The sequence below is a fragment of the Bacillus cereus group sp. MYBK15-3 genome, from assembly GCF_051916765.1.
In the GTDB taxonomy this organism is placed as follows: domain Bacteria; phylum Bacillota; class Bacilli; order Bacillales; family Bacillaceae_G; genus Bacillus_A; species Bacillus_A cereus.
This window is the reverse complement of sequence record NZ_JBQAHG010000013.1, coordinates 28,519-52,004: the sequence shown is the minus strand read 5'-3', so window position 1 is coordinate 52,004 and position 23,486 is coordinate 28,519. Positions and strand designations below refer to the sequence as shown.

The following is a 23,486-nucleotide window of genomic DNA, read 5'->3' as shown; positions in this document are numbered from 1 at the left end:
GCTATGGAAGAAAATAAGCAACGTGTCAAAAGTATAATTAATATTTTACAGCTCGTGGCCCCGGGAACACCACTGCGCGAAGGGATAGATAATGTACTTCGTGCACAAACAGGGGGACTAATTGTTCTTGGGTATAATGAGCAGATTAAAAGCATTGTTGATGGTGGTTTTCATATTAATTGCGCATTCTCTCCTGCTAGTTTATATGAATTAGCAAAAATGGATGGAGCACTTATTTTAAATGAAACTGGAAGTAAAATTTTAATTGCAAACGCACAGTTAGTTCCGGATTCATCTATTGATTCTATTGAAACAGGTATGCGTCACCGAACAGCAGAGCGTGTAGCAAAGCAGACGGGCAGCCTTGTTGTGGCCATTTCACAAAGACGTAATGTAATTACGCTATATCAAGGGAACTTACGTTATACATTAAAAGATATAGGTGTCATTTTAACAAAAGCAAATCAAGCAATTCAAACGCTAGAAAAATATAAGGCTGTATGGAATGACGGCATTACGAATTTGGGTATTCTAGAATTTGAAGAGGTCGTTACAATGTCCGAGGTGGTTCACGTTTTACATAGTGTTGAAATGGTGCTGCGTATAAAAAATGAAATATTGAGCTATATTCATGAGTTAGGAACAGAAGGTAGGTTAATTCGTTTACAGCTTACAGAATTACTAGCTGATTTAGAGGCAGAGGCAGCATTGTTAATTAAAGATTATCACCAGGAGAAAACACAAGACCATCATCAAATCTTGAAAAAGTTACAAGATCTTGCAAATACACAACTTTTAGAGGATAGTGATTTAGTTAAATTACTTGGCTATCCAGGACAAACAAGCTTAGAAGAAAGTGTGACACCTAGAGGGTACCGAATCACAAGCAAGATTTCTCGTGTTCCGCCACTTATTATCGAGAATTTAATTAATCGATTTAAAACATTGCAAGGTGTTTGCCGAGCAACTATTAATGAATTGGATGATGTGGAAGGAATTGGAGAAGTGAGAGCGAAGAAAATACGAGAAGGTCTAAAAAGAATTCAAGAGCATCTCTATATGAGTAGACACAATTAAGAATATTACATTGATTCTATAATATAACGACACTAGAACATTTTTGGTATATGATATGATATATTGGTAAATAAAACTATTTACAAAAAAACACGTCCGCTTTTGCATTCGGCGTTTTGATTAGCGAAACAATGGTTAATAATGAGTAGGAGGTGGTTGGATGTTAAAACGGATTGTACAGCTCTTCTTTTTAGTGATCGGGGGAGCGTTAGGGATTTACTTAATCCCAAAAATTATTAATGTATTAGATATCGGTGCGGTTCCTTTGTTGGAAGGATCGTATGTTCGTGCAATTATTGGTGCAATTATTTTATTTTTAACAACATTTTGGCTTGTAGATTATATTGTTCAACTTATTAAGCATATTGAAGAGGCTCTTGTAAAGGCGCCTGTAGCAGATGTTTTATTTGGTACATTAGGATTAATCTCTGGTCTTATTGTTGCATATTTAATTTTGATACCAATTCGTGAATTTACAATTCCAGTTATTAGTACGGTGTTGCAAGTGTTCTTCACCCTTTTACTTGGATATTTAGGATTCCAAGTAGGATTTAAAAAGAGGAATGAATTGCTAGGATTATTTACATTACCCCAACGCGGAGGTAAGAAGAAAAACAATAGTGAGAATGAAGAGGTAGAGGTCGAAGCAGAAAAATCTACGACTCATTGGAAAATTCTCGATACGAGTGTAATTATTGACGGACGTATTGCAGATATTTGCCAAACAAAGTTTTTAGAAGGAACAATTGTCATTCCGCAATTCGTATTAGAAGAGCTTCAGCATATTGCCGATTCTTCAGATGCTTTAAAGCGTAATCGTGGCCGCAGAGGGCTAGACATTTTAAATCGTATTCAAAAGGAGATGCCAATTCCGGTAGAAATTTATGAAGGCGATTTCGATGATATCCAAGAAGTAGATAGCAAGCTTGTAAAGTTGGCAAAAATCACTGGTGGAACTGTAGTAACAAACGATTTCAATTTAAACAAAGTTTCTGAATTACAAGGGGTTACGGTGTTAAACATTAATGATTTAGCTAATGCGATTAAACCAGTCGTACTCCCTGGTGAAGAATTAAGTGTTTATGTTGTGAAAGATGGTAAAGAACAAAATCAAGGTGTTGCATACTTAGATGATGGTACGATGATTGTAGTAGAAGATGGTAGAGAGTATGTGGGTTCACAACTTGACGTACTTGTTACTAGCGTATTACAAACATCGGCTGGTCGTATGATTTTTGCAAAACGTAAATTGCTAGAAAAAGCATTATAAGTAGAGGATTATTAATATGTATACATTAATTATTCCGGCAGCGGGCCAAGGAAAACGAATGGGTGCTGGTAAAAATAAGTTATTTTTACTTATAGATGAAGTACCAATTATTGTGCACACATTGCGTGCTTTTGAAAAAGATAAAGCGTGCAAAAGTATTATTATGGCAATTAACGAAGAAGAACGCCCGTATTTTGAAGAGTTAATGCAGAAGTACCAGATTGAAAAGCACGTACAATTTATTCAGGGTGGAGCCGAAAGACAAGATAGCGTATATAACGCACTTCAGTATGCGAGTGGTGTCGAATATGTTCTTGTGCATGACGGGGCGCGCCCGTTCGTAACGAATAAAGTGATTCGCGATGTATTAATTGCAGCAGAAAAATATGGAGCTTCCATTTGTGCAGTGCCAGTAAAAGATACTGTTAAGAAAGTAGAGCAGGGTGTTGTTGTAGAAACGGTAGAGCGATCTCAACTTAACGCTGTACAAACACCACAAGGATTCTCTGTTTCTCTTTTGCTAGAAGCTCATAGAAGCGCAAAGCAAAGTTGTTTTCTTGGCACAGATGATGCAAGTCTCGTAGAACGTGTTGGGAAGCAAGTAGGTGTAGTAGAGGGGAGTTACTATAATATTAAAGTGACGACTCCGGAAGATCTATTAATTGCTGAAAGTTTCCTACGTGTTCAGAAGAAATAATGTTGATGATGTGTTAATAAAGAAAAGCTCGGCAACAGCCGGGCTTTTCTTTATAAGGATAGCGATATAATATAGAGTCATAAAACTCAGTAGTTTAGCTTAAGGAGGAAGTAAGGATGTTTCGAATTGGACAAGGTTTTGATGTACATGAATTTGCGGAAGGGCGCCCGTTGATTATCGGTGGAATTACAATTCCACACGAGAAAGGATTAATTGGTCATTCAGATGCAGATGTATTGTTACATACGATTGCTGATGCATGTTTAGGTGCGATTGCAGCAGGAGATATCGGAAAGCACTTTCCTGATACAGACCCAGCTTTTAAAGATGCAGATTCAGCTGTATTGTTACAAAAGGTTTGGGAATTTGTGCGTGAACAAGGTTACGAGTTAGGAAATTTAGATTGTACAATTATTGCTCAACAACCAAAAATGGCACCACATATTGAGAGCATGCGTAAGCGCATTAGTGAACTGTTAGAAACGTCTATCGATAACATTAATGTAAAGGCAACAACAACAGAAAAATTAGGATTTACAGGTAGAGAAGAAGGGATTGCTTCTCAAGCGGTTGTTTTATTACAGAAAAAATGATGGTTTTTAATTCGTAAGATGGATAATCACATTTTTTTGGTGTACAATTATAGAATGTGTTGACATTAAGGATGGAAGGTGTACCAATTATGGAAAAGCAAGTGAGAGTACGCTACGCGCCAAGTCCAACAGGACACTTACATATCGGAAATGCGCGTACGGCATTATTTAATTATTTATTTGCTCGTCATTTAGATGGCAAATTTATTATTCGTATTGAAGATACTGATGTAAAACGTAACGTGGCTGGTGGAGAAGAAAGCCAATTAAAATACTTGAAATGGCTCGGTATGGACTGGGATGAAGGTGTTGATGTTGGTGGTGAATTTGGACCATATCGCCAAACAGAGCGTTTAGATATTTATAAAAAATTATATGAAGATTTATTAGAGCGTGGTCTAGCTTATAAATGTTATATGACAGAAGAAGAGCTAGAAGCAGAGCGTGAAGGACAAATCGCTCGCGGTGAAACACCTCGTTACGCAGGTAACCACCGTGAATTAACTGAAGAACAAGTGAAAGAATTTGAAGCTGAGGGACGTATTCCAAGTATTCGTTTCCGTGTACCAGCTGATCGTGACTACACATTCAAAGATATTGTAAAAGATGAAGTTGCGTTCCATTCAAATGATTTCGGTGATTTTGTTATTGTGAAAAAAGATGGAATTCCAACTTATAACTTTGCAGTAGCAGTAGATGATCATCTAATGGAAATTACACATGTACTTCGTGGTGATGATCATATTTCAAATACACCGAAACAAATGATGATTTATGAAGCTTTCGGCTGGGATATTCCACAATTCGGTCATATGACTCTAATTGTTAATGAAAGTCGTAAAAAGTTAAGTAAGCGTGATGAATCTATTATTCAATTTATTGAGCAATATAAAGAGCTTGGGTATCTTCCAGAAGCAATCTTTAACTTTATTGCACTACTAGGTTGGTCTCCGGTAGGAGAAGAAGAAATCTTCTCTAAAGATGAGTTTATCAAAATGTTCGATGCAGCTCGTTTATCAAAATCACCTGCATTATTTGATTCTCAAAAACTAAAATGGATGAACAACCAGTATATGAAAAAGCAAGATTTAGATACGGTTGTAGAGTTAAGCTTACCGCATTTAGTGAAAGCTGGACGTGTGGGAGAAACTTTAAGCGAACAAGACCAAGCTTGGATTCGTGATGTAATTGCTTTATACCATGAACAAATGAGTTTTGGAGCTGAAATTGTAGAGCTTTCTGAAATGTTCTTTAAAGATCATGTTGATTATGAAGAAGAAGGACAAGAAGTATTAAATGGTGAACAAGTACCTGAAGTACTTCGTGCATTTGCTGGTCAAATAGAAGCTCTAGAAGCAATGGAGCCAGCAGCAATTAAGGCAGCGATTAAAGCAGTTCAAAAGGAAACAGGACATAAAGGTAAAAATTTATTTATGCCAATCCGTGTTGCAACTACAGGACAAACGCATGGTCCAGAGCTTCCGAATGCTATTGCACTTCTTGGAAAAGAAAAAGTTTTAAATCGTCTTCAAAAAGTAATTGGTTAACATTTTCTAGGTTTAGAAATATAATAAGTATACCTAAAACCTAATAAGGAAAAGCGACGAGAAGGAGAAGTAGAAAATCAGGCTTTTTACAGAGAGAACCACCTTTAGGCTGGGAGTGGTTTATAAGCGGATTTTTGAAATGCCCCTTCGAGTCTTCTGCTGAACAGCGAATTGCTTCGTGGGATGTCTTAGGCCGCAAAGTAAGCAGGAGCGGTGTACACCGTTATCATGGATGAGTTTGAGGCTTTTTTAAGCCTAAACAGAGTGGAACCGCGCTTAAAAGGCGTCTCTGTCAATATGACAGAGACGCCTTTTTTTTATACCGTGTAAATAGGTATGAATATAGAATTTATCTCCTTATATAAAGAATTAGGGGAGAAGTGATGAGTTAGGGGAGTTAGTTCGTTCGACAAAAAAGCAGCCCATAAAGGGGAGGGAACACCGATGTTTAAGAGGCTTCGGGAAGATATTGAAGTCGTTTTTGAACAGGATCCAGCGGCAAGAGGTTATTTCGAAGTCATTTTAACTTACTCTGGATTACATGCAGTTTGGGCCCATCGAATTGCACATGCTTTCTATAAAAGAAATTTTTTCTTTCTTGCACGTTTTGTTTCACAAGTGAGCCGCTTTTTTACTGGCATTGAGATCCATCCAGGAGCAACTATTGGTCGACGCTTTTTTATAGATCATGGAATGGGAGTTGTAATTGGAGAAACTTGTGAAATTGGTGATAATGTAACGATTTATCAAGGGGTTACATTAGGTGGTACAGGAAAAGAAAAAGGGAAGAGGCACCCAACAATTCAGGATAATGTATTAATTGCGACGGGTGCTAAAGTTCTTGGGTCTATTACTGTGGGAGAGAATTCTAAAATCGGAGCAGGGTCTGTCGTATTAAAAGAAGTTCCTGCACATTCTACAGTTGTAGGTATACCTGGCCGTGTCGTTATTCAAAATGGAGTAAAGATTGGTCAAGAATTAAATCACTCTGACCTTCCAGATCCGATTTTTGATAAATTAAAGGCTATGGAAGTAGAACTTGATAAATTGAAGAAACAATTGGAATTAAAGGTAGAAAGGAAGGATAAAAATGACTATTCACATTTATAATACGTTAACACGTCAAAAAGAAGAGTTTGTTCCATTAGAAGAAAATAAGGTAAAGATGTATGTATGCGGACCTACAGTTTATAACTACATTCATATTGGGAATGCAAGACCTCCTATGGTATTCGATACAGTGCGTCGTTATTTAGAATACAAAGGATACGATGTGCAATATGTATCTAACTTTACGGACGTAGATGATAAATTAATTAAAGCGGCAAATGAATTAGGTGAAGATGTACCAACGATTGCTGATCGTTTTGTTGAAGCGTACTTTGAAGATGTAACAGCACTAGGTTGCAAACACGCAACAGTTCATCCTCGTGTAACAGAAAATATGGATATCATTATTGAATTTATTCAAGAACTTGTGAATAAAGGGTATGCATATGAATCAGAGGGTGATGTGTACTTTAAGACGAAGGAATTCGAAGGTTACGGTAAATTATCACATCAACCAATCGCAGATTTACGTCACGGTGCTCGTATTGAGGTAGGGGAAAAGAAACAAGACCCTCTTGATTTTGCTTTATGGAAAGCTGCGAAAGAAGGAGAAATCTTCTGGGAAAGCCCTTGGGGGCAAGGACGTCCAGGATGGCATATTGAATGCTCAGCAATGGCGCGTAAGTACTTAGGGGATACAATTGACATTCATGCTGGTGGGCAAGACTTGGCGTTCCCGCATCATGAAAATGAAATTGCGCAGTCAGAGGCATTGACTGGAAAAACGTTTGCACGTTACTGGATGCATAATGGATATATTAATATTAACAATGAGAAGATGTCTAAATCGCTGGGTAACTTTATTTTAGTTCACGATATTATTAAGCAATACGACCCGCAGTTAATTAGATTCTTTATGTTATCAGTACACTATCGTCACCCGATTAACTTTAGTGAAGAGTTATTACAAAGTACGAATAATGGACTGGAAAGAATTAAAACAGCTTATGGAAACTTAAAGCATCGTATGGAGAGTAGTACGGATTTAACGGACCATAATGAGAAATGGTTAGCTGAAATAGAGAAATTCCAGACTGCATTTGAAGAGGCAATGAATGATGACTTTAACACTGCAAATGCAATTACCGAATTATACAACGTAGCAAATCATGCAAATCAATATTTACTTGAAGAGCATACATCTAAAGTTGTGATTGAAGCATACGTAAAACAACTGGAAACGTTATTTGATATTTTAGGATTAGAATTATCAAAAGAAGAATTACTGGATGAAGAAATTGAAGAGCTTATCCAAAAGCGCATTGAAGCTCGTAAAAATCGCGATTTCGCATTGTCTGATCAAATTCGTGACGATTTAAAAGAACGTAATATTATTTTAGAAGATACCGCTCAAGGTACAAGATGGAAAAGAGGATAAGGATGATTGATGCAAAGCAATTAAACAGCTTGGCGTTAGCGTATATGGGTGATGCGGTATATGAACAATATATCCGCTATCACCTCCTTCAAAAAGGAAAAGTTCGCCCTAATCAATTACATCGCTTAGGGACGAGCTTTGTTTCAGCAAAAGCACAGGCGAAAGTTGTTTATCATTTATTAGAGACGGCATTTTTGACAGAGGAAGAAGAGGCGGTATTAAGAAGAGGGCGTAATGCAAATTCAGGTACAGTTCCGAAAAATACGGATGTACAAACATATCGACATAGTACAGCCTTTGAAGCACTAATTGGTTATCATCATTTATTAAATAATCGTGAAAGATTAGACGAAATTGTATATAAGGCAATTGCAGTTTTAGAAGAAAAGGAAGGGGGCACATCATCATGACTAGTGAATATATTATCGGACGTAACCCTGTAATTGAAGCGTTAAGATCAGGGAGAGATATTAATAAAATTTGGATCGCAGAAGGTGCTGCCAAAGGACAAGTACAAATTGTACTAGCGTTAGCGAAAGAAAATAAGATTATTTTACAACATGCACCAAAGAAAAAGTTAGATCAATTAGTTGAGGGTAATCATCAAGGTGTAATTGCTCAAGTAGCTGCATATCAGTATGCAGAGTTAGAAGATTTATTCAAAGTGGCAGAAAAACGTAATGAAGATCCGTTCTTCTTGATTTTAGATGAGATTGAAGATCCGCATAACCTAGGTTCTATTATGCGTACTGCTGATGCAACAGGAGCTCATGGAATTATTATTCCGAAGAGAAGAGCTGTGGGACTTACCGCATCAGTTGCGAAAGCATCAACAGGAGCGATTGAATACATTCCTGTTGCGCGCGTAACAAACTTATCTCGTACAATTGATGAATTAAAAGAGCGTGGACTTTGGATTGCTGGTACAGATGCCAAAGGGAAAACGGATTACCGTAATTTAGATGGTACAATGCCGATTGGATTAGTAATTGGTAGTGAAGGAAAAGGTATGAGTCGTATTATTGGTGAAAAGTGTGATTTCTTAATCACTCTACCGATGGTTGGTAAAGTTACATCCTTAAATGCTTCAGTAGCCGCAAGTTTGTTAATGTATGAGGTATATCGTAAACGTCACGAAATTGGTAAATAAAAAATGAACGATATTTTAATCGTTGACGGCTACAACATTATCGGAGCTTGGGGAGATTTGAAGAAACTGCGGGATGTAGATTTACAATCATCAAGAGATGCGCTTATTGATAAGATGGCGGATTATCAAGGTTATACAGGCACAAAAGTGATGATAGTCTTTGATGCCTATACAGTCCATGGTATTGAAAAAAAGATGAAACAATCTCGTGTAGAAGTAATATTCACACGAAAGAATCAAACTGCAGACGAAAAGATAGAGCAACTTGCGATAGAGCTTAGAAATATAAATACACAAATATATGTTGCGACTTCTGATTATACAGAACAATGGGTTATATTTGCGCAAGGTGCCCTTCGAAAATCTGCGCGTGAATTAGAGTTGGAAGTACAAGCAATGGAACAACAAGTAAGAAGGCGTACAAAAGACGCGAAAGAACAGCAGCCCGCCATGCGAAAGATATTTAGTAAGGATATTACAGAAAAATTAGAAAAATTAAGAAGAGGAGAGCGTTGAAGCATTGACGCTCTTTATCTTTTTACTGTATAATATTGCTAAATAAATAGCGGTCGGAGGGATCAAGGTGGAAGCAGGCTTCGTAAGTATAGGCGACGTTACATTTCGTGATTTAGAGGATGAGGCAATCGTTGAGTTAGTTCGAAAAGGTAATACTGACGCTCTAGAATATTTAATTCACAAGTATAAGAACTTTGTTCGTGCGAAATCAAGATCTTACTTTTTAGTGGGTGCCGATCGAGAAGACATTGTTCAAGAAGGTATGATAGGGTTGTTTAAAGCAATTCGTGATTATAAAGAGGACAAGCTGTCTTCATTCAAAGCATTTGCTGAACTATGTATCACTCGACAAATTATTACCGCTATTAAAACGGCAACAAGACAAAAACATATTCCTTTAAATTCGTATGTGTCTTTAGATAAGCCGATTTACGATGAGGAATCTGATCGAACGTTATTGGATGTTATTTCTGAAGCGAAGGTGACTGATCCTGAAGAGATGATCATTAGCCAGGAAGAATATACAGACATAGAATCAAAAATATCTGAATTATTAAGCGATTTAGAAAGAAAAGTGCTTTCTTTATATTTAGATGGTCGTTCTTATCAAGAGATTTCAGAACAGTTAAACAGGCATGTGAAATCTATTGATAACGCTTTACAAAGAGTAAAGAGGAAATTGGAACGATATATGGAAATGAGAGAAAGTACAACTTTAAATTCATAAGAAGTAACAAGTGCTGCAGGTGTAAAATAAATCACCTGTTTTCTTTTGTAGAGAGTACAAAATGCATGTCATTGACATTGTCTTTTATTGTATGATACATTTTTAGGGACATAATGTTACAAGGTTGGTGTAACTAATGAGGAAAAAAGTTGTACTCTCATGTGAAGAGTGTAAAAATCGAAACTACTCTACTATGAAAGATACGAGCTCAATAGAGCGACTTGAAATAAAAAAGTTTTGTAAAACATGCAATCAGCATACAGTTCACAAGGAAACAAAATAAATAATTGAAATAATACACTGGAGGTCCCGCAGATGCGTTTAACGAACTTTTTCGGCGATGTAGGTCGCGAAATGAAAAAAGTAAGTTGGCCTAAAAAAGATGAATTACTCCGCTCAACAGCGACTGTTGTTGCTACAGTTGTGTTCTTTGCGATTTTCTTCGCAGTAGTTGATATGGGCATTTCTTCTTTAATTCGGTTAATTCTTGGTTAATTCTTGAATAAGAAGCACTTATCCATGATATAATGTTATTTATAAGAACTGTGTAAAAGCCCGGTGAACGGGTTTTTTCATTTGCGCAAAAAAATGTACGTCAGGGAGGGAAGGACGCTCGTCCTAAATGAATGGAAAAAAGTTGGTATGTTGTCCATACTTATTCTGGATATGAAAATAAAGTAAAAGCAAACCTAGAGAAACGTGTAGAATCAATGGGTATGCAAGATAAAATTTTCCGTGTTGTTGTCCCGGAAGAAGTAGAAGTAGAAATGAAAAACGGAAAAGAAAAATTAATGAAAAGAAAAGTGTTCCCAGGTTATGTATTAGTAGAATTAATCATGACTGATGACTCTTGGTATGTTGTACGTAACACGCCGGGTGTAACTGGGTTCGTTGGTTCTTCTGGTTCTGGATCTAAACCATCACCTCTATTAGAAGAGGAAGTTGTTACCATTATGAAACATATGGGAATGGACAACGAAGTGGTTGATTTCGACTTTGAACTTCATGAGACAGTACGTGTAAATGAGGGGCCATTCGCAGATTATACAGGTGCTATTGAAGAAATTGATGTGGAGAAGAAAAAGGTTAGCGTGCTTGTGGATATGTTTGGTCGCGAGACTCCAGTTGAACTTGACTTCCATCAAATTGAAAAATTATAAAATGAAACTTGAAATGAATTGTAAAAAGTGATAATATCTTTTAAGTCAGTACGTCTTCGTTATCGGAGACGTTTTTTGAAAGATTTTATCCTTACAGATAAAATATGACGTGGGAGGGCAAATCACTGTCCAATTGACCACATCACGGACTTAAGGAGGTGTGTCTCGTGGCTAAAAAGGTAATTAAAATGGTAAAGCTTCAAATTCCTGCAGGTAAAGCTAACCCAGCTCCACCAGTTGGTCCAGCATTAGGACAAGCAGGTGTTAACATCATGGGCTTCTGTAAAGAGTTTAACGCTCGTACAGCAGATCAAGCTGGTCTTATCATCCCTGTTGAAATTACGGTATTTGAGGACCGTTCATTCACTTTCATTACTAAAACTCCTCCTGCTGCTGTTCTTCTTAAGAAAGTAGCTGGTATTGAGTCTGGTTCTGGTGAACCAAACCGTAATAAAGTGGCAACTGTTAAGCGTGATAAAGTACGCGAAATCGCTGAAACTAAAATGCCTGACCTAAACGCTGCTAGCGTAGAAGCTGCAATGCGTATGGTTGAAGGTACTGCACGCAGTATGGGCATCGTTATCGAAGACTAATTCGATTTGTTTTTAAAAAAGGTTGCGGGTCTGGAATTCCAATTCGCAACCTTTATTATCGTAAATGATTATCGTTTTTAAATAAATGGATGGCGCTCATCCTCAGGTTATACCTGAAAACAGGCGTAAACGTGGGAGGTTATTCCGCTAAAACCACATTCGAGGAGGAAATAAAAATGGCTAAAAGAGGTAAAAAGTACGTAGAAGCTGCAAAGCTTGTTGATCGTGCAGCTGCTTACTCTGCAACAGAAGCAGTAGAATTAGTAAAGAAAACAAACACAGCTAAATTTGATGCAACTGTAGAAGCTGCATTCCGTTTAGGTGTTGACCCTAAGAAAGCTGACCAACAAATCCGTGGTGCAGTTGTTCTTCCACACGGTACTGGTAAAGTACAACGTGTATTAGTATTTGCTAAAGGTGAAAAAGCTAAAGAAGCTGAAGCTGCTGGAGCTGACTTCGTAGGCGATACTGATTACATCGGTAAAATCCAACAAGGTTGGTTCGATTTCGATGTAGTAGTAGCAACTCCTGACATGATGGGTGAAGTTGGTAAACTTGGTCGCGTATTAGGACCTAAAGGTTTAATGCCAAACCCTAAAACTGGAACAGTTACTTTCGATGTAACTAAAGCTGTTAACGAAATCAAAGCTGGTAAAGTTGAATACCGCGTTGATAAAGCTGGTAACATCCACGTTCCAATCGGTAAAGTATCTTTCGAAGATGCTAAATTAGTAGAAAACTTCAAAACAATTGCTGACACTTTACAAAAAGTTAAGCCAGCTGCTGCAAAAGGTACTTACATGAAGAACGTAACAGTTGCTTCTACAATGGGACCTGGCGTACGTGTAGACGTTTCTACATTAGCGTAAATTTTGGAAGTTGACTTCATAAAGAAGTTTTAATATAATCATTTATGTTGTGAATTTAATTAGTGTACCGTAGACAGTAGGTGTCAATAGACTTAATTTCCTACCTAGGTGTTAATATACGAAGCGGAATCTTTTTTCTGTGACTATATGCCTCCATGTCTACAAGTTGGGCATGGAGGTTTTTAGTGCACTTTCGGTACATCTTCTATATAATCTACAGGAGGTGTAATAACATGAGCAAAGTAATCGAAACTAAACAACAAGTTGTAACTGAAATCGCGGACAAACTTCGCGCTAGTAAATCTACAATCGTTGTTGACTACCGTGGTTTAACAGTTTCTGAAGCAACAGAATTACGTAAGCAATTACGTGAAGCTGGCGTTGAGTTCAAAGTTTACAAAAACTCTCTAACTCGTCGTGCTGCAGAATCTGCTGAAATGGCTGAGTTAAATGAATTCTTAACAGGACCAAACGCAATCGCGTTCAGTAACGAGGATGTAGTTGCTCCTGCGAAAGTATTAAACGACTTCGCTAAAGATCATGAAGCTTTAGAAATTAAAGCGGGCGTAATCGAAGGTAAACTTGTAACACTTGATGAGGTTAAAGCAATCGCTACTCTTCCATCACGTGAAGGCTTACTTTCTATGCTTCTTAGCGTTCTTCAAGCTCCAATCCGTAACCTTGCACTTGCTACTAAAGCAGTTGCAGACCAAAAGGAAGAGCAAGGCGCTTAATTTTTTAAAAGATAATTACGTATTATCGATAAAACAATACAAACCTATTTAAGGGAGGATATTTACAATGACTAAAGAACAAATCATTGAAGCAGTTAAATCTATGACTGTATTAGAACTTAACGACTTAGTAAAAGCTATCGAGGAAGAATTCGGCGTAACTGCTGCTGCTCCTGTAGCTGTTGCTGGTGGCGCTGGAGAAGCTGCTGCTGAGAAAACTGAATTTGATGTGGAACTAACTAGCGCTGGTGCACAAAAAATCAAAGTTATCAAAGTTGTTCGTGAAATCACTGGTCTTGGCTTAAAAGAAGCTAAAGAATTAGTTGACAACACTCCAAAAGTAATCAAAGAAGCTGCTGCTAAAGAAGAAGCTGAAGAAATCAAAGCTAAACTTGAAGAAGTTGGCGCTGCTGTAGAAGTTAAGTAATTAACTTTTGATGCTTTAAAAAAGCTCGCTCTCATGCGAGCTTTTTTTTTAACTGTAAAGAAAAGAGGTGGCCATATGGCAGACCATTATTTTTCTAACGACCCTTCTAGTAAAAGTGATCGTAAGCGATGGGAGTTTGCCCTTCGTGGATCTCGATTCACTTTCTTATCTGACCATGGGGTGTTCTCGAAAAACGAAGTGGACTTTGGTTCCCGTCTTTTAATTGAAGCGTTTCAAATGCCAGATATTAAAGGTGATATATTAGACGTAGGTTGCGGATACGGTCCTATTGGTTTGTCGTTAGCGAAAGAGTTTCAAGGTCGTGAAGTTCACATGGTGGATGTGAACGAGAGGGCACTTGGGCTTGCGAAAGAAAACGCCGCTAATAACAAAATCGAGAATATACGTATTTTTCAAAGTAGCGTCTATGAAAATGTAGATGGTAAGTATGCTGCTATTCTATCTAACCCTCCAATTCGTGCGGGTAAAGATATCGTACATGAGATTTTAGAAAAAGCTGTGGAGTATTTAGTTCCAGATGGAGAGCTTTGGATTGTTATTCAAAAGAAACAAGGTGCACCGTCTGCGCTAAAAAAACTAGAAGAAGTATTTTCTGAAGTTGAGGTTGTAGAAAAGAAAAAAGGATATTATATCATAAAATCAAAAAAACGTTGACGGTTATTTTTGGCTATGTTAACATTATACAATGCCAATATATGATTTTCTGCGTTGAGAAAGATGTATATTTTTGTTTCTCTTGGAAAAGATAGTAAAATCAGCAGATTATGAAACAGAATGATGGTTTTCTTATAGAAGCCATTTTTCTTTTTTGAGCAGGTAGAAAGACTCAACGTATTTATCTTTAAGAGAAAGAGACTACGCTAATAGCAGTAGTTGTATTTATTTGTGATTTTGCACAAATTTTTTTGTGCATTTATAATACTCATGATTTGAGGGGTGAAGCAGTTGACAGGTCAACTAGTTCAATACGGACGCCACCGCCAACGAAGAAGTTATGCCCGTATTAGTGAAGTATTAGAGTTACCAAATCTTATCGAAATTCAAACCTCTTCTTATCAGTGGTTTCTTGATGAGGGTTTGCGAGAAATGTTCCAAGACATTTCTCCGATTGAAGACTTTACGGGAAATCTATCGCTTGAATTTATCGACTACAGCTTAGGTGAACCTAAATACTCTGTAGACGAATGCAAAGAGCGTGATGTGACGTATGCAGCACCACTTCGTGTAAAAGTGCGTCTAATCAACAAGGAAACTGGTGAAGTAAAAGAACAAGATGTGTTCATGGGAGATTTCCCACTCATGACAGAGACTGGAACATTCGTAATTAACGGTGCAGAACGTGTTATCGTTTCCCAGTTAGTTCGCTCTCCAAGCGTATACTATAGTGGCAAAGTGGATAAAAACGGAAAACGTGGTTTTACTGCTACTGTAATTCCAAACCGCGGAGCTTGGTTAGAGTATGAGACAGATGCTAAGGATGTTGTATATGTGCGTATTGACCGTACGCGTAAACTTCCTGTAACTGTTTTGTTACGCGCATTAGGGTTTGGCTCTGATCAAGAAATCACCGAGCTTTTAGGTGATAACGAATACTTAAGCAACACATTAGAAAAAGACAACACAGATAGCACAGAAAAAGCATTGCTTGAAATTTATGAGCGTCTACGTCCTGGTGAACCACCAACAGTAGAAAACGCTAAGAGCTTACTTGTGTCTCGTTTCTTCGATCCAAAGCGCTACGATTTAGCAAATGTAGGTCGCTATAAGATCAACAAGAAGTTACACATTAAAAACAGATTGTTTAATCAACGTTTAGCTGAAACATTAGTGGATCCAGAAACTGGTGAAATTTTAGCGGCAGAAGGAACAATCTTAGATCGTCGTACACTTGATCGCATTTTACCTTACTTAGAGAAAAACATTGGATTCAAAACAGCGAAACCAATGGGTGGAGTGGTAGAAGGCGATGTTGAGCTGCAATCTATTAAGATTTATGCTCCTGAGTCGGAAGGCGAACGCGTAATTAATGTAATTGGTAATGCAAACATTACTCGTGATGTGAAACACATCACACCAGGTGATATCCTTGCTTCTATCAGTTACTTCTTCAACCTACTATACAAAGTAGGGGATACAGATGATATTGACCATTTAGGAAACCGTCGTCTGCGTTCTGTTGGAGAACTATTACAAAATCAATTCCGTATCGGTCTTTCTCGTATGGAACGTGTTGTTCGTGAGAGAATGTCGATCCAAGATACAAATGCGATTACACCACAGGCACTAATTAATATTCGTCCTGTTATTGCATCTATTAAAGAGTTCTTCGGAAGTTCTCAGTTATCTCAGTTTATGGACCAAACAAACCCATTAGCAGAGTTAACTCACAAACGAAGACTATCTGCATTAGGACCTGGTGGTTTAACGCGTGAGCGCGCAGGCTTTGAAGTGCGTGACGTTCATTACTCTCACTACGGTCGTATGTGTCCGATTGAAACACCAGAGGGACCAAACATCGGTTTGATTAACTCATTATCTTCGTTCGCGAAAGTAAATGAGTTTGGTTTCATTGAAACACCATACCGTCGTGTTGACCCAGAAACTGGTCTTGTAACAGGGCATGTTGATTACTTAACAGCAGATGAAGAAGATAATTATGTTGTAGCCCAAGCGAATATGAAATTATCTGACGAAGGTGAATTCCTAAGTGAAGATATCGTAGCTCGTTTCCGTGGTGAAAACATTGTCACAAATAGAGAACGCATCGACTACATGGATGTATCTCCAAAACAAGTAGTGTCGGCAGCGACAGCTTGTATTCCATTCTTAGAAAACGATGACTCTAACCGCGCACTTATGGGAGCGAACATGCAACGTCAGGCGGTTCCGTTAATGAATCCGGAATCTCCGATTGTAGGTACAGGTATGGAGTACGTATCAGCAAAAGACTCAGGTGCTGCAGTAATCTGTAAACATCCTGGTGTTGTTGAGCGCGTAGAAGCACGTGAAGTTTGGGTACGTCGCTATGTAGAAGTTGACGGTCAAACAGTAAAAGGCGACTTAGATCGCTACAAAATGCAAAAATTCATTCGTTCTAACCAAGGAACTTGTTACAACCAACGTCCAATCGTAAGTGTTGGAAATGAAGTTGTAAAAGGTGAAATCCTTGCGGATGGTCCTTCTATGGAATTAGGTGAACTAGCACTTGGACGTAACGTGCTTGTTGGCTTCATGACTTGGGACGGTTATAACTACGAGGATGCGATCATCATGAGTGAGCGCCTTGTAAAAGATGATGTGTACACTTCTATTCATATTGAAGAATATGAATCAGAAGCTCGTGATACGAAGCTTGGACCAGAAGAAATTACACGTGACATTCCAAACGTTGGGGAAGACGCATTACGTAACCTTGACGAGCGCGGTATCATTCGCGTTGGTGCTGAAGTAAAAGATGGAGATTTACTTGTTGGTAAAGTAACACCTAAAGGTGTAACAGAATTAACAGCTGAAGAACGTCTATTACATGCTATCTTTGGAGAAAAAGCGCGTGAAGTACGTGATACATCACTACGTGTACCACACGGTGGTGGCGGTATTATCTTAGACGTAAAAGTATTCAACCGTGAAGATGGCGATGAATTGCCACCAGGCGTGAATCAACTTGTACGTGCATATATCGTTCAAAAACGTAAAATTTCTGAAGGTGACAAGATGGCCGGACGTCACGGTAACAAAGGTGTTATTTCTCGTATTTTACCAGAAGAAGATATGCCTTACTTACCAGACGGTACGCCAATCGATATCATGTTAAACCCATTAGGGGTACCATCTCGTATGAATATCGGTCAGGTATTAGAGCTTCATCTTGGTATGGCAGCAAGATACCTTGGCATTCACATTGCAACACCAGTATTCGATGGTGCTCGTGAGGAAGATGTTTGGGGCACAATTGAAGAAGCTGGTATGGCAAATGACGCGAAAACAATCCTGTATGACGGACGTACTGGTGAACCATTCGATAACCGCGTATCTGTTGGTGTCATGTATATGATCAAACTTGCGCACATGGTTGACGATAAACTTCATGCTCGTTCTACTGGACCATACTCACTTGTAACGCAGCAACCTCTTGGAGGTAAAGCTCAGTTCGGTGGACAGCGTTTCGGTGAGATGGAGGTTTGGGCACTTGAAGCTTACGGTGCTGCTTATACTCTTCAAGAAATCTTAACAGTGAAGTCTGATGATGTTGTTGGACGTGTTAAGACTTATGAAGCAATTGTTAAAGGCGAAAATGTTCCAGAACCAGGCGTTCCTGAATCATTCAAAGTATTGATTAAAGAGCTGCAAAGTTTAGGTATGGACGTTAAAATGATGTCTAGCGACGATACAGAAATTGAAATGCGTGATACAGAAGATGACGATGATCATCAATCAGCAGATAAATTGAATGTCGAAGTTGAGACAACTAAGGAATAATTGGGATAACCTGTAGACTAAAAGGGAGGTAGGCCCCTTGATAGATGTAAATAACTTTGAATATATGAAGATTGGACTTGCTTCACCTGACAAGATTCGTTCTTGGTCATACGGTGAAGTTAAGAAACCAGAAACTATTAACTATCGTACGTTAAAGCCTGAAAAAGATGGCTTGTTCTGTGAGCGTATTTTCGGACCACAAAAGGACTGGGAATGTCATTGCGGAAAATACAAACGTGTACGTTATAAAGGTGTAGTTTGTGATCGATGTGGCGTTGAAGTAACGCGTGCAAAAGTACGTCGTGAACGTATGGGTCATATTGAATTAGCTGCTCCTGTATCTCATATTTGGTATTTCAAAGGTATCCCGAGCCGCATGGGACTTGTCTTAGACATGTCCCCTCGCGCGCTTGAAGAAGTAATTTATTTCGCTTCTTATGTTGTAACAGAAAGTGGAGATACACCACTTGATAAGAAGCAATTACTTTCTGAAAAAGAATACCGTGCATATCGTGATCGATATGGTAGCACATTCCAAGCTGCTATGGGTGCAGAAGCAATTAAAAAGCTACTACAAGACATCGATTTAGATAAAGAAGTAGACTTCTTAAAAGAAGAATTAAAAACAGCACAAGGACAACGCCGTACTCGTGCTATTAAACGTCTAGAAGTATTAGAAGCATTCCGTAACTCTGGAAATGAACCGTCTTGGATGATCTTAGATGTTCTACCAGTAATTCCACCAGAACTACGCCCAATGGTACAGTTAGACGGTGGACGTTTTGCTACTTCTGACTTAAACGACTTATACCGTCGTGTAATTAACCGTAACAATCGTTTAAAACGTCTATTGGACTTAGGTGCACCAAGCATCATCGTTCAAAACGAAAAACGTATGTTACAAGAAGCTGTAGACGCATTAATCGATAATGGTCGTCGTGGCCGTCCAGTTACTGGACCAGGTAACCGTCCATTAAAATCACTATCTCACATGCTTAAAGGTAAACAAGGACGTTTCCGTCAAAACTTATTAGGTAAACGTGTTGACTACTCTGGTCGTTCTGTAATCGTTGTAGGACCGAACTTAAAGATGTATCAATGTGGATTACCAAAAGAAATGGCGCTTGAACTGTTCAAACCTTTCGTAATGAAAGAGTTAGTTGAAAAAGGATTAGCACATAACATTAAGAGTGCGAAACGTAAAATCGAGCGTGTACAACCTGAAGTTTGGGACGTTTTAGAGTCTGTGATTAAAGAACATCCAGTACTTCTAAACCGCGCACCAACACTTCACCGTCTTGGTATCCAGGCGTTTGAACCTACATTAGTAGAAGGTCGCGCAATCCGTCTTCACCCACTTGTATGTACTGCATACAACGCGGACTTTGACGGTGACCAAATGGCCGTTCACGTACCTTTATCATCAGAAGCTCAAGCTGAAGCTCGTCTTCTTATGTTAGCGGCACAAAACATCTTGAACCCGAAAGACGGTAAACCAGTTGTTACTCCATCTCAGGATATGGTATTAGGTAACTATTACTTAACACTTGAGCGTGAAGGTGCAATCGGTGAAGGTATGGTCTTCAAAGATGCAAACGAAGCATTGCTTGCATATCAAAATGGATATGTTCATCTTCATACACGTGTTGCAGTAGCTGCAAGTGCAGTAAACAACGCAACATTTACTGAAGAGCAAAAGAGTATGCTTCTATTAACAACAGTTGGTAAATTAATATTTAACGAAATCTTACCAGAGTCGTTCCCTTATATTAATGAACCAACAAATTCAAACCTTGAAAAAGAAACACCAGCGAAATATTTCGTTGAAAAAGGTGCGAACATTAAAGAAATTATTGCTAGTCGCGAAGAAGTGGCGCCATTTAGCAAGAAAATCCTTGGTAACATCATTGCGGAAGTATTCAAACGTTTCCAAATTACAGAAACGTCTCGCATGCTTGACCGTATGAAAAACTTAGGATTCAAGTACTCTACAAAAGCTGGTATTACAGTTGGGGTATCTGACATTCTTGTATTAGGCGAAAAAGATGAAATTCTCCACGAAGCACAAGCAAAAGTAGATAATGTAATTAAACAATTCCGTCGCGGTTTAATCACGGAAGAAGAACGTTACGATCGCGTTATCTCTATTTGGAGTAATGCAAAAGATGTTATCCAAGGAAAACTGATGAAATCCTTGAATAAACGCAACCCAATCTTCATGATGAGTGACTCAGGTGCCCGTGGTAACGCATCTAACTTTACTCAGCTTGCTGGTATGCGTGGTCTTATGGCCAATCCATCTGGTCGTATCATCGAACTTCCAATCAAATCGAGTTTCCGTGAAGGTTTAACAGTACTTGAGTACTTCATCTCTACGCACGGTGCGCGTAAAGGTCTTGCTGATACAGCACTTAAAACTGCCGATTCTGGTTACTTAACACGTCGTCTTGTTGACGTTGCACAAGATGTAATCGTTCGTGAAGATGATTGTGGAACAGATCGCGGTTTATTAATCGGTGCGATTAAAGAGGGTAATGAAGTTATCGAGTCATTATATGATCGTCTTGTTGGACGTTTTGCAAGAAAAACTGTAAAACATCCTGAAACAGGTGAAGTATTAGTTGCTGAAAATCAATTAATTACTGAAGATATCGCTCATATCGTTGAAAATTCGGGTGTTGAAACTGTAAACATTCGTTCAGCGTTTACGTGTAACACTCGCCACGGTGTATGTAAGAAGTGTTACGGTCGTAACTTAGCAACTGGAACAGACGTAGAAGTAGGAGAAGCGGTAGGTATTATCGCAGCTCAATCTATCGGTGAGCCAGGTACACAGTTAACGATGCGTACATTCCATACAGGTGGGGTTGCCGGAGATGATATCACTCAAGGTTTACCTCGTATCCAAGAGATCTTCGAAGCTCGTAATCCGAAAGGTCAGGCAGTTATCAGTGAAATCGACGGTGTTATCGCAGCGATCAACGACGTTAAAGATCGCCAAGAAGTAGTTGTACAGGGTGAAGTTGAAGCTCGTACGTATGCTATTCCTTACGGTGCTCGTCTGAAAGTAACTCCAGGACAGCCAATTAGCCACGGTAAAGAGTTAACAGAAGGTTCTATTGATCCGAAAGAATTACTAAAAGTAACGGACATTACGGCGGTTCAAGAATACTTATTACGTGAAGTTCAAAAAGTATACCGTATGCAAGGGGTAGAAATTGGTGACAAACACGTAGAAGTAATGGTACGTCAAATGTTACGTAAAGTTCGTGTAAGTGATGCAGGTGAAACAGATGTATTACCAGGAACATTACTAGATATCCATCAGTTCACTGATGCGAATGCTAAGGTCTTACTGCAAGGTAAGCAACCAGCAACAGCTAGACCTGTTCTACTTGGTATTACAAAAGCTTCACTTGAAACAGATTCATTCTTATCTGCAGCATCGTTCCAAGAAACAACTCGTGTCTTAACTGATGCAGCAATTAAGGGTAAACGCGATGAACTTCTAGGATTAAAAGAAAATGTTATTATCGGTAAACTTGTTCCTGCTGGAACAGGTATGAATCGTTATCGCAAAGTGGATCTTGTAAAAACAACACAAGATGACATGAATGTAGAAAACGATGAGGTTTATGTGGAACAGTAAAATTTTCCGGCATAAATTTTGTATAAAAACAATTAATCTTAGTTGACATTGTATGAGTCAAAATGTTACTATAATCAAGGTTGCTCCTGAACGATGCTTTGGAGGATATTTATATGTCTTATCAAAAAGTATCAACTGCTGAAAATGTAGTCGTTGGTCATAAACGCACATTGGAGGCAATCAAAAATGGTACAGTTAAAGAAGTTGTCATCGCAGAGGATGCTGACATGCGGTTAACCCATGCTATCATTCGTGTTGCAATGCAATATAACGTGCCCATAACAAAAGTTGAATCAGTTCGTAAGCTTGGTAAAGCTTCGGAGATTCAAGTGGGAGCTTCAGCAATAGGAATAATAAGTTAAAACTGTTTTTGTGAGGAGAGAGCATTTGCTCTTCCTTGCAAAAACTTTGTTTTCAACTAATAATGAACCACCTGGATATGTGGTCATACAAACATGCGAAGGGAGGATAATCAAATGCCTACTATTAACCAATTAGTGAGAAATGGTCGTACTGATAAAGTATGGAAATCTAAATCACCTGCGTTAAACAAAGGTTTTAACTCTTTAAAGAAAAAATCAACTGATATCTCTGCACCTCAAAAACGTGGTGTATGTACTCGTGTTGGTACAATGACTCCAAAGAAACCTAACTCAGCGTTACGTAAATACGCTCGTGTACGTTTAACAAACGGTATCGAGGTTACAGCTTACATCCCAGGTATCGGTCATAACCTACAAGAGCATAGCGTAGTATTAATTCGCGGTGGTCGTGTAAAGGATTTACCGGGGGTACGTTACCACATCGTTCGTGGTGCGCTTGACACAGCTGGTGTTGACAAACGTATGCAAGGACGTTCTAAATATGGTACTAAGAGACCAAAACCTGCTAAAAAATAATAACTTTAAAATGAAAGGAGGAACTCAATATGCCTCGTAAAGGACCTGTTGCGAAACGTGACGTGTTACCAGATCCAATGTACAATTCGAAGCTAGTAACACGCCTTATCAACAAAATGATGGTTGACGGTAAAAAAGGTAAATCTCAAACAATTCTTTATAATGCGTTCGATATCGTAAACGAACGTACTGGTAAAGAGCCAATGGAAGTATTCGAGCAAGCTCTTAAGAACATCATGCCTGTTCTTGAAGTACGCGCTCGTCGTGTTGGTGGTGCTAACTACCAAGTTCCAGTTGAGGTTCGTCCAGAACGCCGTACAACTTTAGGTCTTCGTTGGTTAGTAAACTACGCTCGTCTTCGTGGTGAAAAAACTATGGAAGAGCGTCTTGCTAACGAAATCTTAGATGCAGCTAACAACGCTGGTGCATCTGTTAAGAAACGTGAAGACACTCATAAAATGGCAGAAGCTAACAAAGCATTTGCTCATTACCGTTGGTAGGATTCAACGTAAAATAAATGTAAGCATAAACCGCTTTATTTGTCGCTTATGGAAGTGTGGAGAGGGAGAATGCCTCTCCCTTTCATCGGG

24 protein-coding genes and 2 other annotated features are annotated in these 23,486 nt (G+C 38.6%); all 24 genes read left to right on the top strand.

Going from position 1 to position 23,486, the window contains the following annotated elements; genetic code table 11:
* The first annotated feature begins 3 nt into the window (after positions 1-3).
* The 24 genes from disA to rpsG all read left to right on the top strand — a co-directional run bounded on the left by disA (position 4) and on the right by rpsG (position 23,396).
* A complete protein-coding gene (gene disA, locus ACTFR8_RS29465; RefSeq protein ID WP_000392158.1) occupies positions 4-1,077 on the top strand; it encodes a DNA integrity scanning diadenylate cyclase DisA in 1,074 nt (357 codons plus the stop codon).
* Between the two features lie 160 nt (positions 1,078-1,237).
* Positions 1,238-2,347 carry a PIN/TRAM domain-containing protein gene (locus tag ACTFR8_RS29460; protein ID WP_000919677.1) on the top strand — a complete coding sequence of 370 codons (1,110 nt, stop codon included), beginning with the start codon at positions 1,238-1,240 and terminating at the stop codon, positions 2,345-2,347.
* Positions 2,348-2,363: 16 nt separating this feature from the next.
* Positions 2,364-3,044 (top strand): 2-C-methyl-D-erythritol 4-phosphate cytidylyltransferase, encoded by a 681-nt coding sequence (gene ispD / locus ACTFR8_RS29455; protein ID WP_000288282.1) that lies wholly within the window; start codon positions 2,364-2,366, stop codon positions 3,042-3,044.
* A 116-nt stretch (positions 3,045-3,160) separates the two neighbouring features.
* The gene (gene ispF, locus ACTFR8_RS29450) at positions 3,161-3,637 is read left to right on the top strand and encodes a 2-C-methyl-D-erythritol 2,4-cyclodiphosphate synthase (protein WP_000488391.1); all 477 of its coding nucleotides are present in this window, start codon (positions 3,161-3,163) and stop codon (positions 3,635-3,637) included.
* Positions 3,638-3,726: 89 nt separating this feature from the next.
* Positions 3,727-5,184: a glutamate--tRNA ligase gene (gene gltX, locus ACTFR8_RS29445; RefSeq protein WP_000415143.1), complete on the top strand. Its 1,458-nt coding sequence runs from the start codon at positions 3,727-3,729 to the stop codon at positions 5,182-5,184.
* Between the two features lie 47 nt (positions 5,185-5,231).
* Positions 5,232-5,478: a binding site (T-box leader), on the top strand.
* A 150-nt stretch (positions 5,479-5,628) separates the two neighbouring features.
* Positions 5,629-6,294, top strand: a complete 666-nt coding sequence (gene cysE / locus ACTFR8_RS29440; RefSeq protein ID WP_000476497.1) for a serine O-acetyltransferase — start codon at positions 5,629-5,631, stop codon at positions 6,292-6,294.
* Entirely contained in the window at positions 6,275-7,672 is a 1,398-nt protein-coding gene (gene cysS / locus ACTFR8_RS29435; RefSeq protein WP_000152276.1) for a cysteine--tRNA ligase, read from the top strand. Before cysE ends, cysS begins: the two co-directional genes overlap by 20 nt.
* Before the next feature lie 2 nt (positions 7,673-7,674).
* A complete protein-coding gene (locus tag ACTFR8_RS29430; protein ID WP_000564261.1) occupies positions 7,675-8,082 on the top strand; it encodes a Mini-ribonuclease 3 in 408 nt (135 codons plus the stop codon).
* Positions 8,079-8,822, top strand: coding sequence for a 23S rRNA (guanosine(2251)-2'-O)-methyltransferase RlmB (gene rlmB, locus ACTFR8_RS29425; RefSeq protein WP_000200237.1), 744 nt, complete (start codon positions 8,079-8,081; stop codon positions 8,820-8,822). The genes ACTFR8_RS29430 and rlmB overlap by 4 nt, the downstream gene beginning before the upstream one ends.
* Before the next feature lie 3 nt (positions 8,823-8,825).
* Positions 8,826-9,338 carry an NYN domain-containing protein gene (locus ACTFR8_RS29420; RefSeq protein WP_000997880.1) on the top strand — a complete coding sequence of 171 codons (513 nt, stop codon included), beginning with the start codon at positions 8,826-8,828 and terminating at the stop codon, positions 9,336-9,338.
* Positions 9,339-9,405: 67 nt separating this feature from the next.
* A complete protein-coding gene (locus ACTFR8_RS29415; RefSeq protein ID WP_000387193.1) occupies positions 9,406-10,065 on the top strand; it encodes an RNA polymerase sporulation sigma factor SigH in 660 nt (219 codons plus the stop codon).
* A 136-nt stretch (positions 10,066-10,201) separates the two neighbouring features.
* Positions 10,202-10,348: a 50S ribosomal protein L33 gene (gene rpmG / locus ACTFR8_RS29410; RefSeq protein WP_014481927.1), complete on the top strand. Its 147-nt coding sequence runs from the start codon at positions 10,202-10,204 to the stop codon at positions 10,346-10,348.
* Between the two features lie 32 nt (positions 10,349-10,380).
* Positions 10,381-10,560, top strand: a complete 180-nt coding sequence (gene secE, locus ACTFR8_RS29405; RefSeq protein WP_001241323.1) for a preprotein translocase subunit SecE — start codon at positions 10,381-10,383, stop codon at positions 10,558-10,560.
* A gap of 131 nt (positions 10,561-10,691) precedes the next feature.
* A complete protein-coding gene (gene nusG, locus ACTFR8_RS29400) occupies positions 10,692-11,225 on the top strand; it encodes a transcription termination/antitermination protein NusG (RefSeq protein ID WP_000415794.1) in 534 nt (177 codons plus the stop codon).
* Between the two features lie 167 nt (positions 11,226-11,392).
* A complete protein-coding gene (gene rplK, locus ACTFR8_RS29395) occupies positions 11,393-11,818 on the top strand; it encodes a 50S ribosomal protein L11 (protein WP_001085872.1) in 426 nt (141 codons plus the stop codon).
* Between the two features lie 176 nt (positions 11,819-11,994).
* Positions 11,995-12,687, top strand: a complete 693-nt coding sequence (gene rplA, locus ACTFR8_RS29390) for a 50S ribosomal protein L1 (RefSeq protein ID WP_001987630.1) — start codon at positions 11,995-11,997, stop codon at positions 12,685-12,687.
* Positions 12,688-12,736: 49 nt separating this feature from the next.
* Positions 12,737-12,881 (top strand) — a sequence feature (ribosomal protein L10 leader region).
* Positions 12,882-12,920: 39 nt separating this feature from the next.
* The gene (gene rplJ / locus ACTFR8_RS29385) at positions 12,921-13,421 is read left to right on the top strand and encodes a 50S ribosomal protein L10 (RefSeq protein WP_000048716.1); all 501 of its coding nucleotides are present in this window, start codon (positions 12,921-12,923) and stop codon (positions 13,419-13,421) included.
* Positions 13,422-13,488: 67 nt separating this feature from the next.
* Entirely contained in the window at positions 13,489-13,848 is a 360-nt protein-coding gene (gene rplL / locus ACTFR8_RS29380) for a 50S ribosomal protein L7/L12 (protein WP_000159736.1), read from the top strand.
* Between the two features lie 75 nt (positions 13,849-13,923).
* Complete coding sequence (locus ACTFR8_RS29375; RefSeq protein ID WP_000763262.1) at positions 13,924-14,523, top strand: class I SAM-dependent methyltransferase; 600 nt, start codon at positions 13,924-13,926, stop codon at positions 14,521-14,523.
* Between the two features lie 291 nt (positions 14,524-14,814).
* A complete protein-coding gene (gene rpoB / locus ACTFR8_RS29370) occupies positions 14,815-18,348 on the top strand; it encodes a DNA-directed RNA polymerase subunit beta (protein ID WP_000147553.1) in 3,534 nt (1,177 codons plus the stop codon).
* A 37-nt stretch (positions 18,349-18,385) separates the two neighbouring features.
* On the top strand, positions 18,386-21,997 hold the full coding sequence (gene rpoC, locus ACTFR8_RS29365) for a DNA-directed RNA polymerase subunit beta' (RefSeq protein ID WP_000567939.1): 3,612 nt from the start codon (positions 18,386-18,388) through the stop codon (positions 21,995-21,997).
* Positions 21,998-22,110: 113 nt separating this feature from the next.
* Positions 22,111-22,359 carry a ribosomal L7Ae/L30e/S12e/Gadd45 family protein gene (locus tag ACTFR8_RS29360; RefSeq protein WP_086412302.1) on the top strand — a complete coding sequence of 83 codons (249 nt, stop codon included), beginning with the start codon at positions 22,111-22,113 and terminating at the stop codon, positions 22,357-22,359.
* Between the two features lie 114 nt (positions 22,360-22,473).
* Complete coding sequence (gene rpsL / locus ACTFR8_RS29355; protein WP_001142341.1) at positions 22,474-22,896, top strand: 30S ribosomal protein S12; 423 nt, start codon at positions 22,474-22,476, stop codon at positions 22,894-22,896.
* 29 nt (positions 22,897-22,925) lie between these two features.
* Positions 22,926-23,396 carry a 30S ribosomal protein S7 gene (gene rpsG / locus ACTFR8_RS29350; protein WP_001137491.1) on the top strand — a complete coding sequence of 157 codons (471 nt, stop codon included), beginning with the start codon at positions 22,926-22,928 and terminating at the stop codon, positions 23,394-23,396.
* The last annotated feature ends 90 nt before the right edge of the window (positions 23,397-23,486 follow it).

Bases quoted from the DNA above. Each gene is read 5' to 3' on its own strand.
- disA (WP_000392158.1), top strand. From the start codon at position 4: ATGGAAGAAAATAAGCAACGTGTCAAAAGTATAATTAATATTTTACAG.
- ACTFR8_RS29460 (WP_000919677.1), top strand. From the start codon at position 1,238: ATGTTAAAACGGATTGTACAGCTCTTCTTTTTAGTGATCGGGGGAGCG.
- ispD (WP_000288282.1), top strand. From the start codon at position 2,364: ATGTATACATTAATTATTCCGGCAGCGGGCCAAGGAAAACGAATGGGT.
- ispF (WP_000488391.1), top strand. From the start codon at position 3,161: ATGTTTCGAATTGGACAAGGTTTTGATGTACATGAATTTGCGGAAGGG.
- gltX (WP_000415143.1), top strand. From the start codon at position 3,727: ATGGAAAAGCAAGTGAGAGTACGCTACGCGCCAAGTCCAACAGGACAC.
- cysE (WP_000476497.1), top strand. From the start codon at position 5,629: ATGTTTAAGAGGCTTCGGGAAGATATTGAAGTCGTTTTTGAACAGGAT.
- cysS (WP_000152276.1), top strand. From the start codon at position 6,275: ATGACTATTCACATTTATAATACGTTAACACGTCAAAAAGAAGAGTTT.
- ACTFR8_RS29430 (WP_000564261.1), top strand. From the start codon at position 7,675: ATGATTGATGCAAAGCAATTAAACAGCTTGGCGTTAGCGTATATGGGT.
- rlmB (WP_000200237.1), top strand. From the start codon at position 8,079: ATGACTAGTGAATATATTATCGGACGTAACCCTGTAATTGAAGCGTTA.
- ACTFR8_RS29420 (WP_000997880.1), top strand. From the start codon at position 8,826: ATGAACGATATTTTAATCGTTGACGGCTACAACATTATCGGAGCTTGG.
- rpmG (WP_014481927.1), top strand. From the start codon at position 10,202: ATGAGGAAAAAAGTTGTACTCTCATGTGAAGAGTGTAAAAATCGAAAC.
- secE (WP_001241323.1), top strand. From the start codon at position 10,381: ATGCGTTTAACGAACTTTTTCGGCGATGTAGGTCGCGAAATGAAAAAA.
- nusG (WP_000415794.1), top strand. From the start codon at position 10,692: ATGGAAAAAAGTTGGTATGTTGTCCATACTTATTCTGGATATGAAAAT.
- rplA (WP_001987630.1), top strand. From the start codon at position 11,995: ATGGCTAAAAGAGGTAAAAAGTACGTAGAAGCTGCAAAGCTTGTTGAT.
- rplJ (WP_000048716.1), top strand. From the start codon at position 12,921: ATGAGCAAAGTAATCGAAACTAAACAACAAGTTGTAACTGAAATCGCG.
- rplL (WP_000159736.1), top strand. From the start codon at position 13,489: ATGACTAAAGAACAAATCATTGAAGCAGTTAAATCTATGACTGTATTA.
- ACTFR8_RS29375 (WP_000763262.1), top strand. From the start codon at position 13,924: ATGGCAGACCATTATTTTTCTAACGACCCTTCTAGTAAAAGTGATCGT.
- ACTFR8_RS29360 (WP_086412302.1), top strand. From the start codon at position 22,111: ATGTCTTATCAAAAAGTATCAACTGCTGAAAATGTAGTCGTTGGTCAT.
- rpsL (WP_001142341.1), top strand. From the start codon at position 22,474: ATGCCTACTATTAACCAATTAGTGAGAAATGGTCGTACTGATAAAGTA.
- rpsG (WP_001137491.1), top strand. From the start codon at position 22,926: ATGCCTCGTAAAGGACCTGTTGCGAAACGTGACGTGTTACCAGATCCA.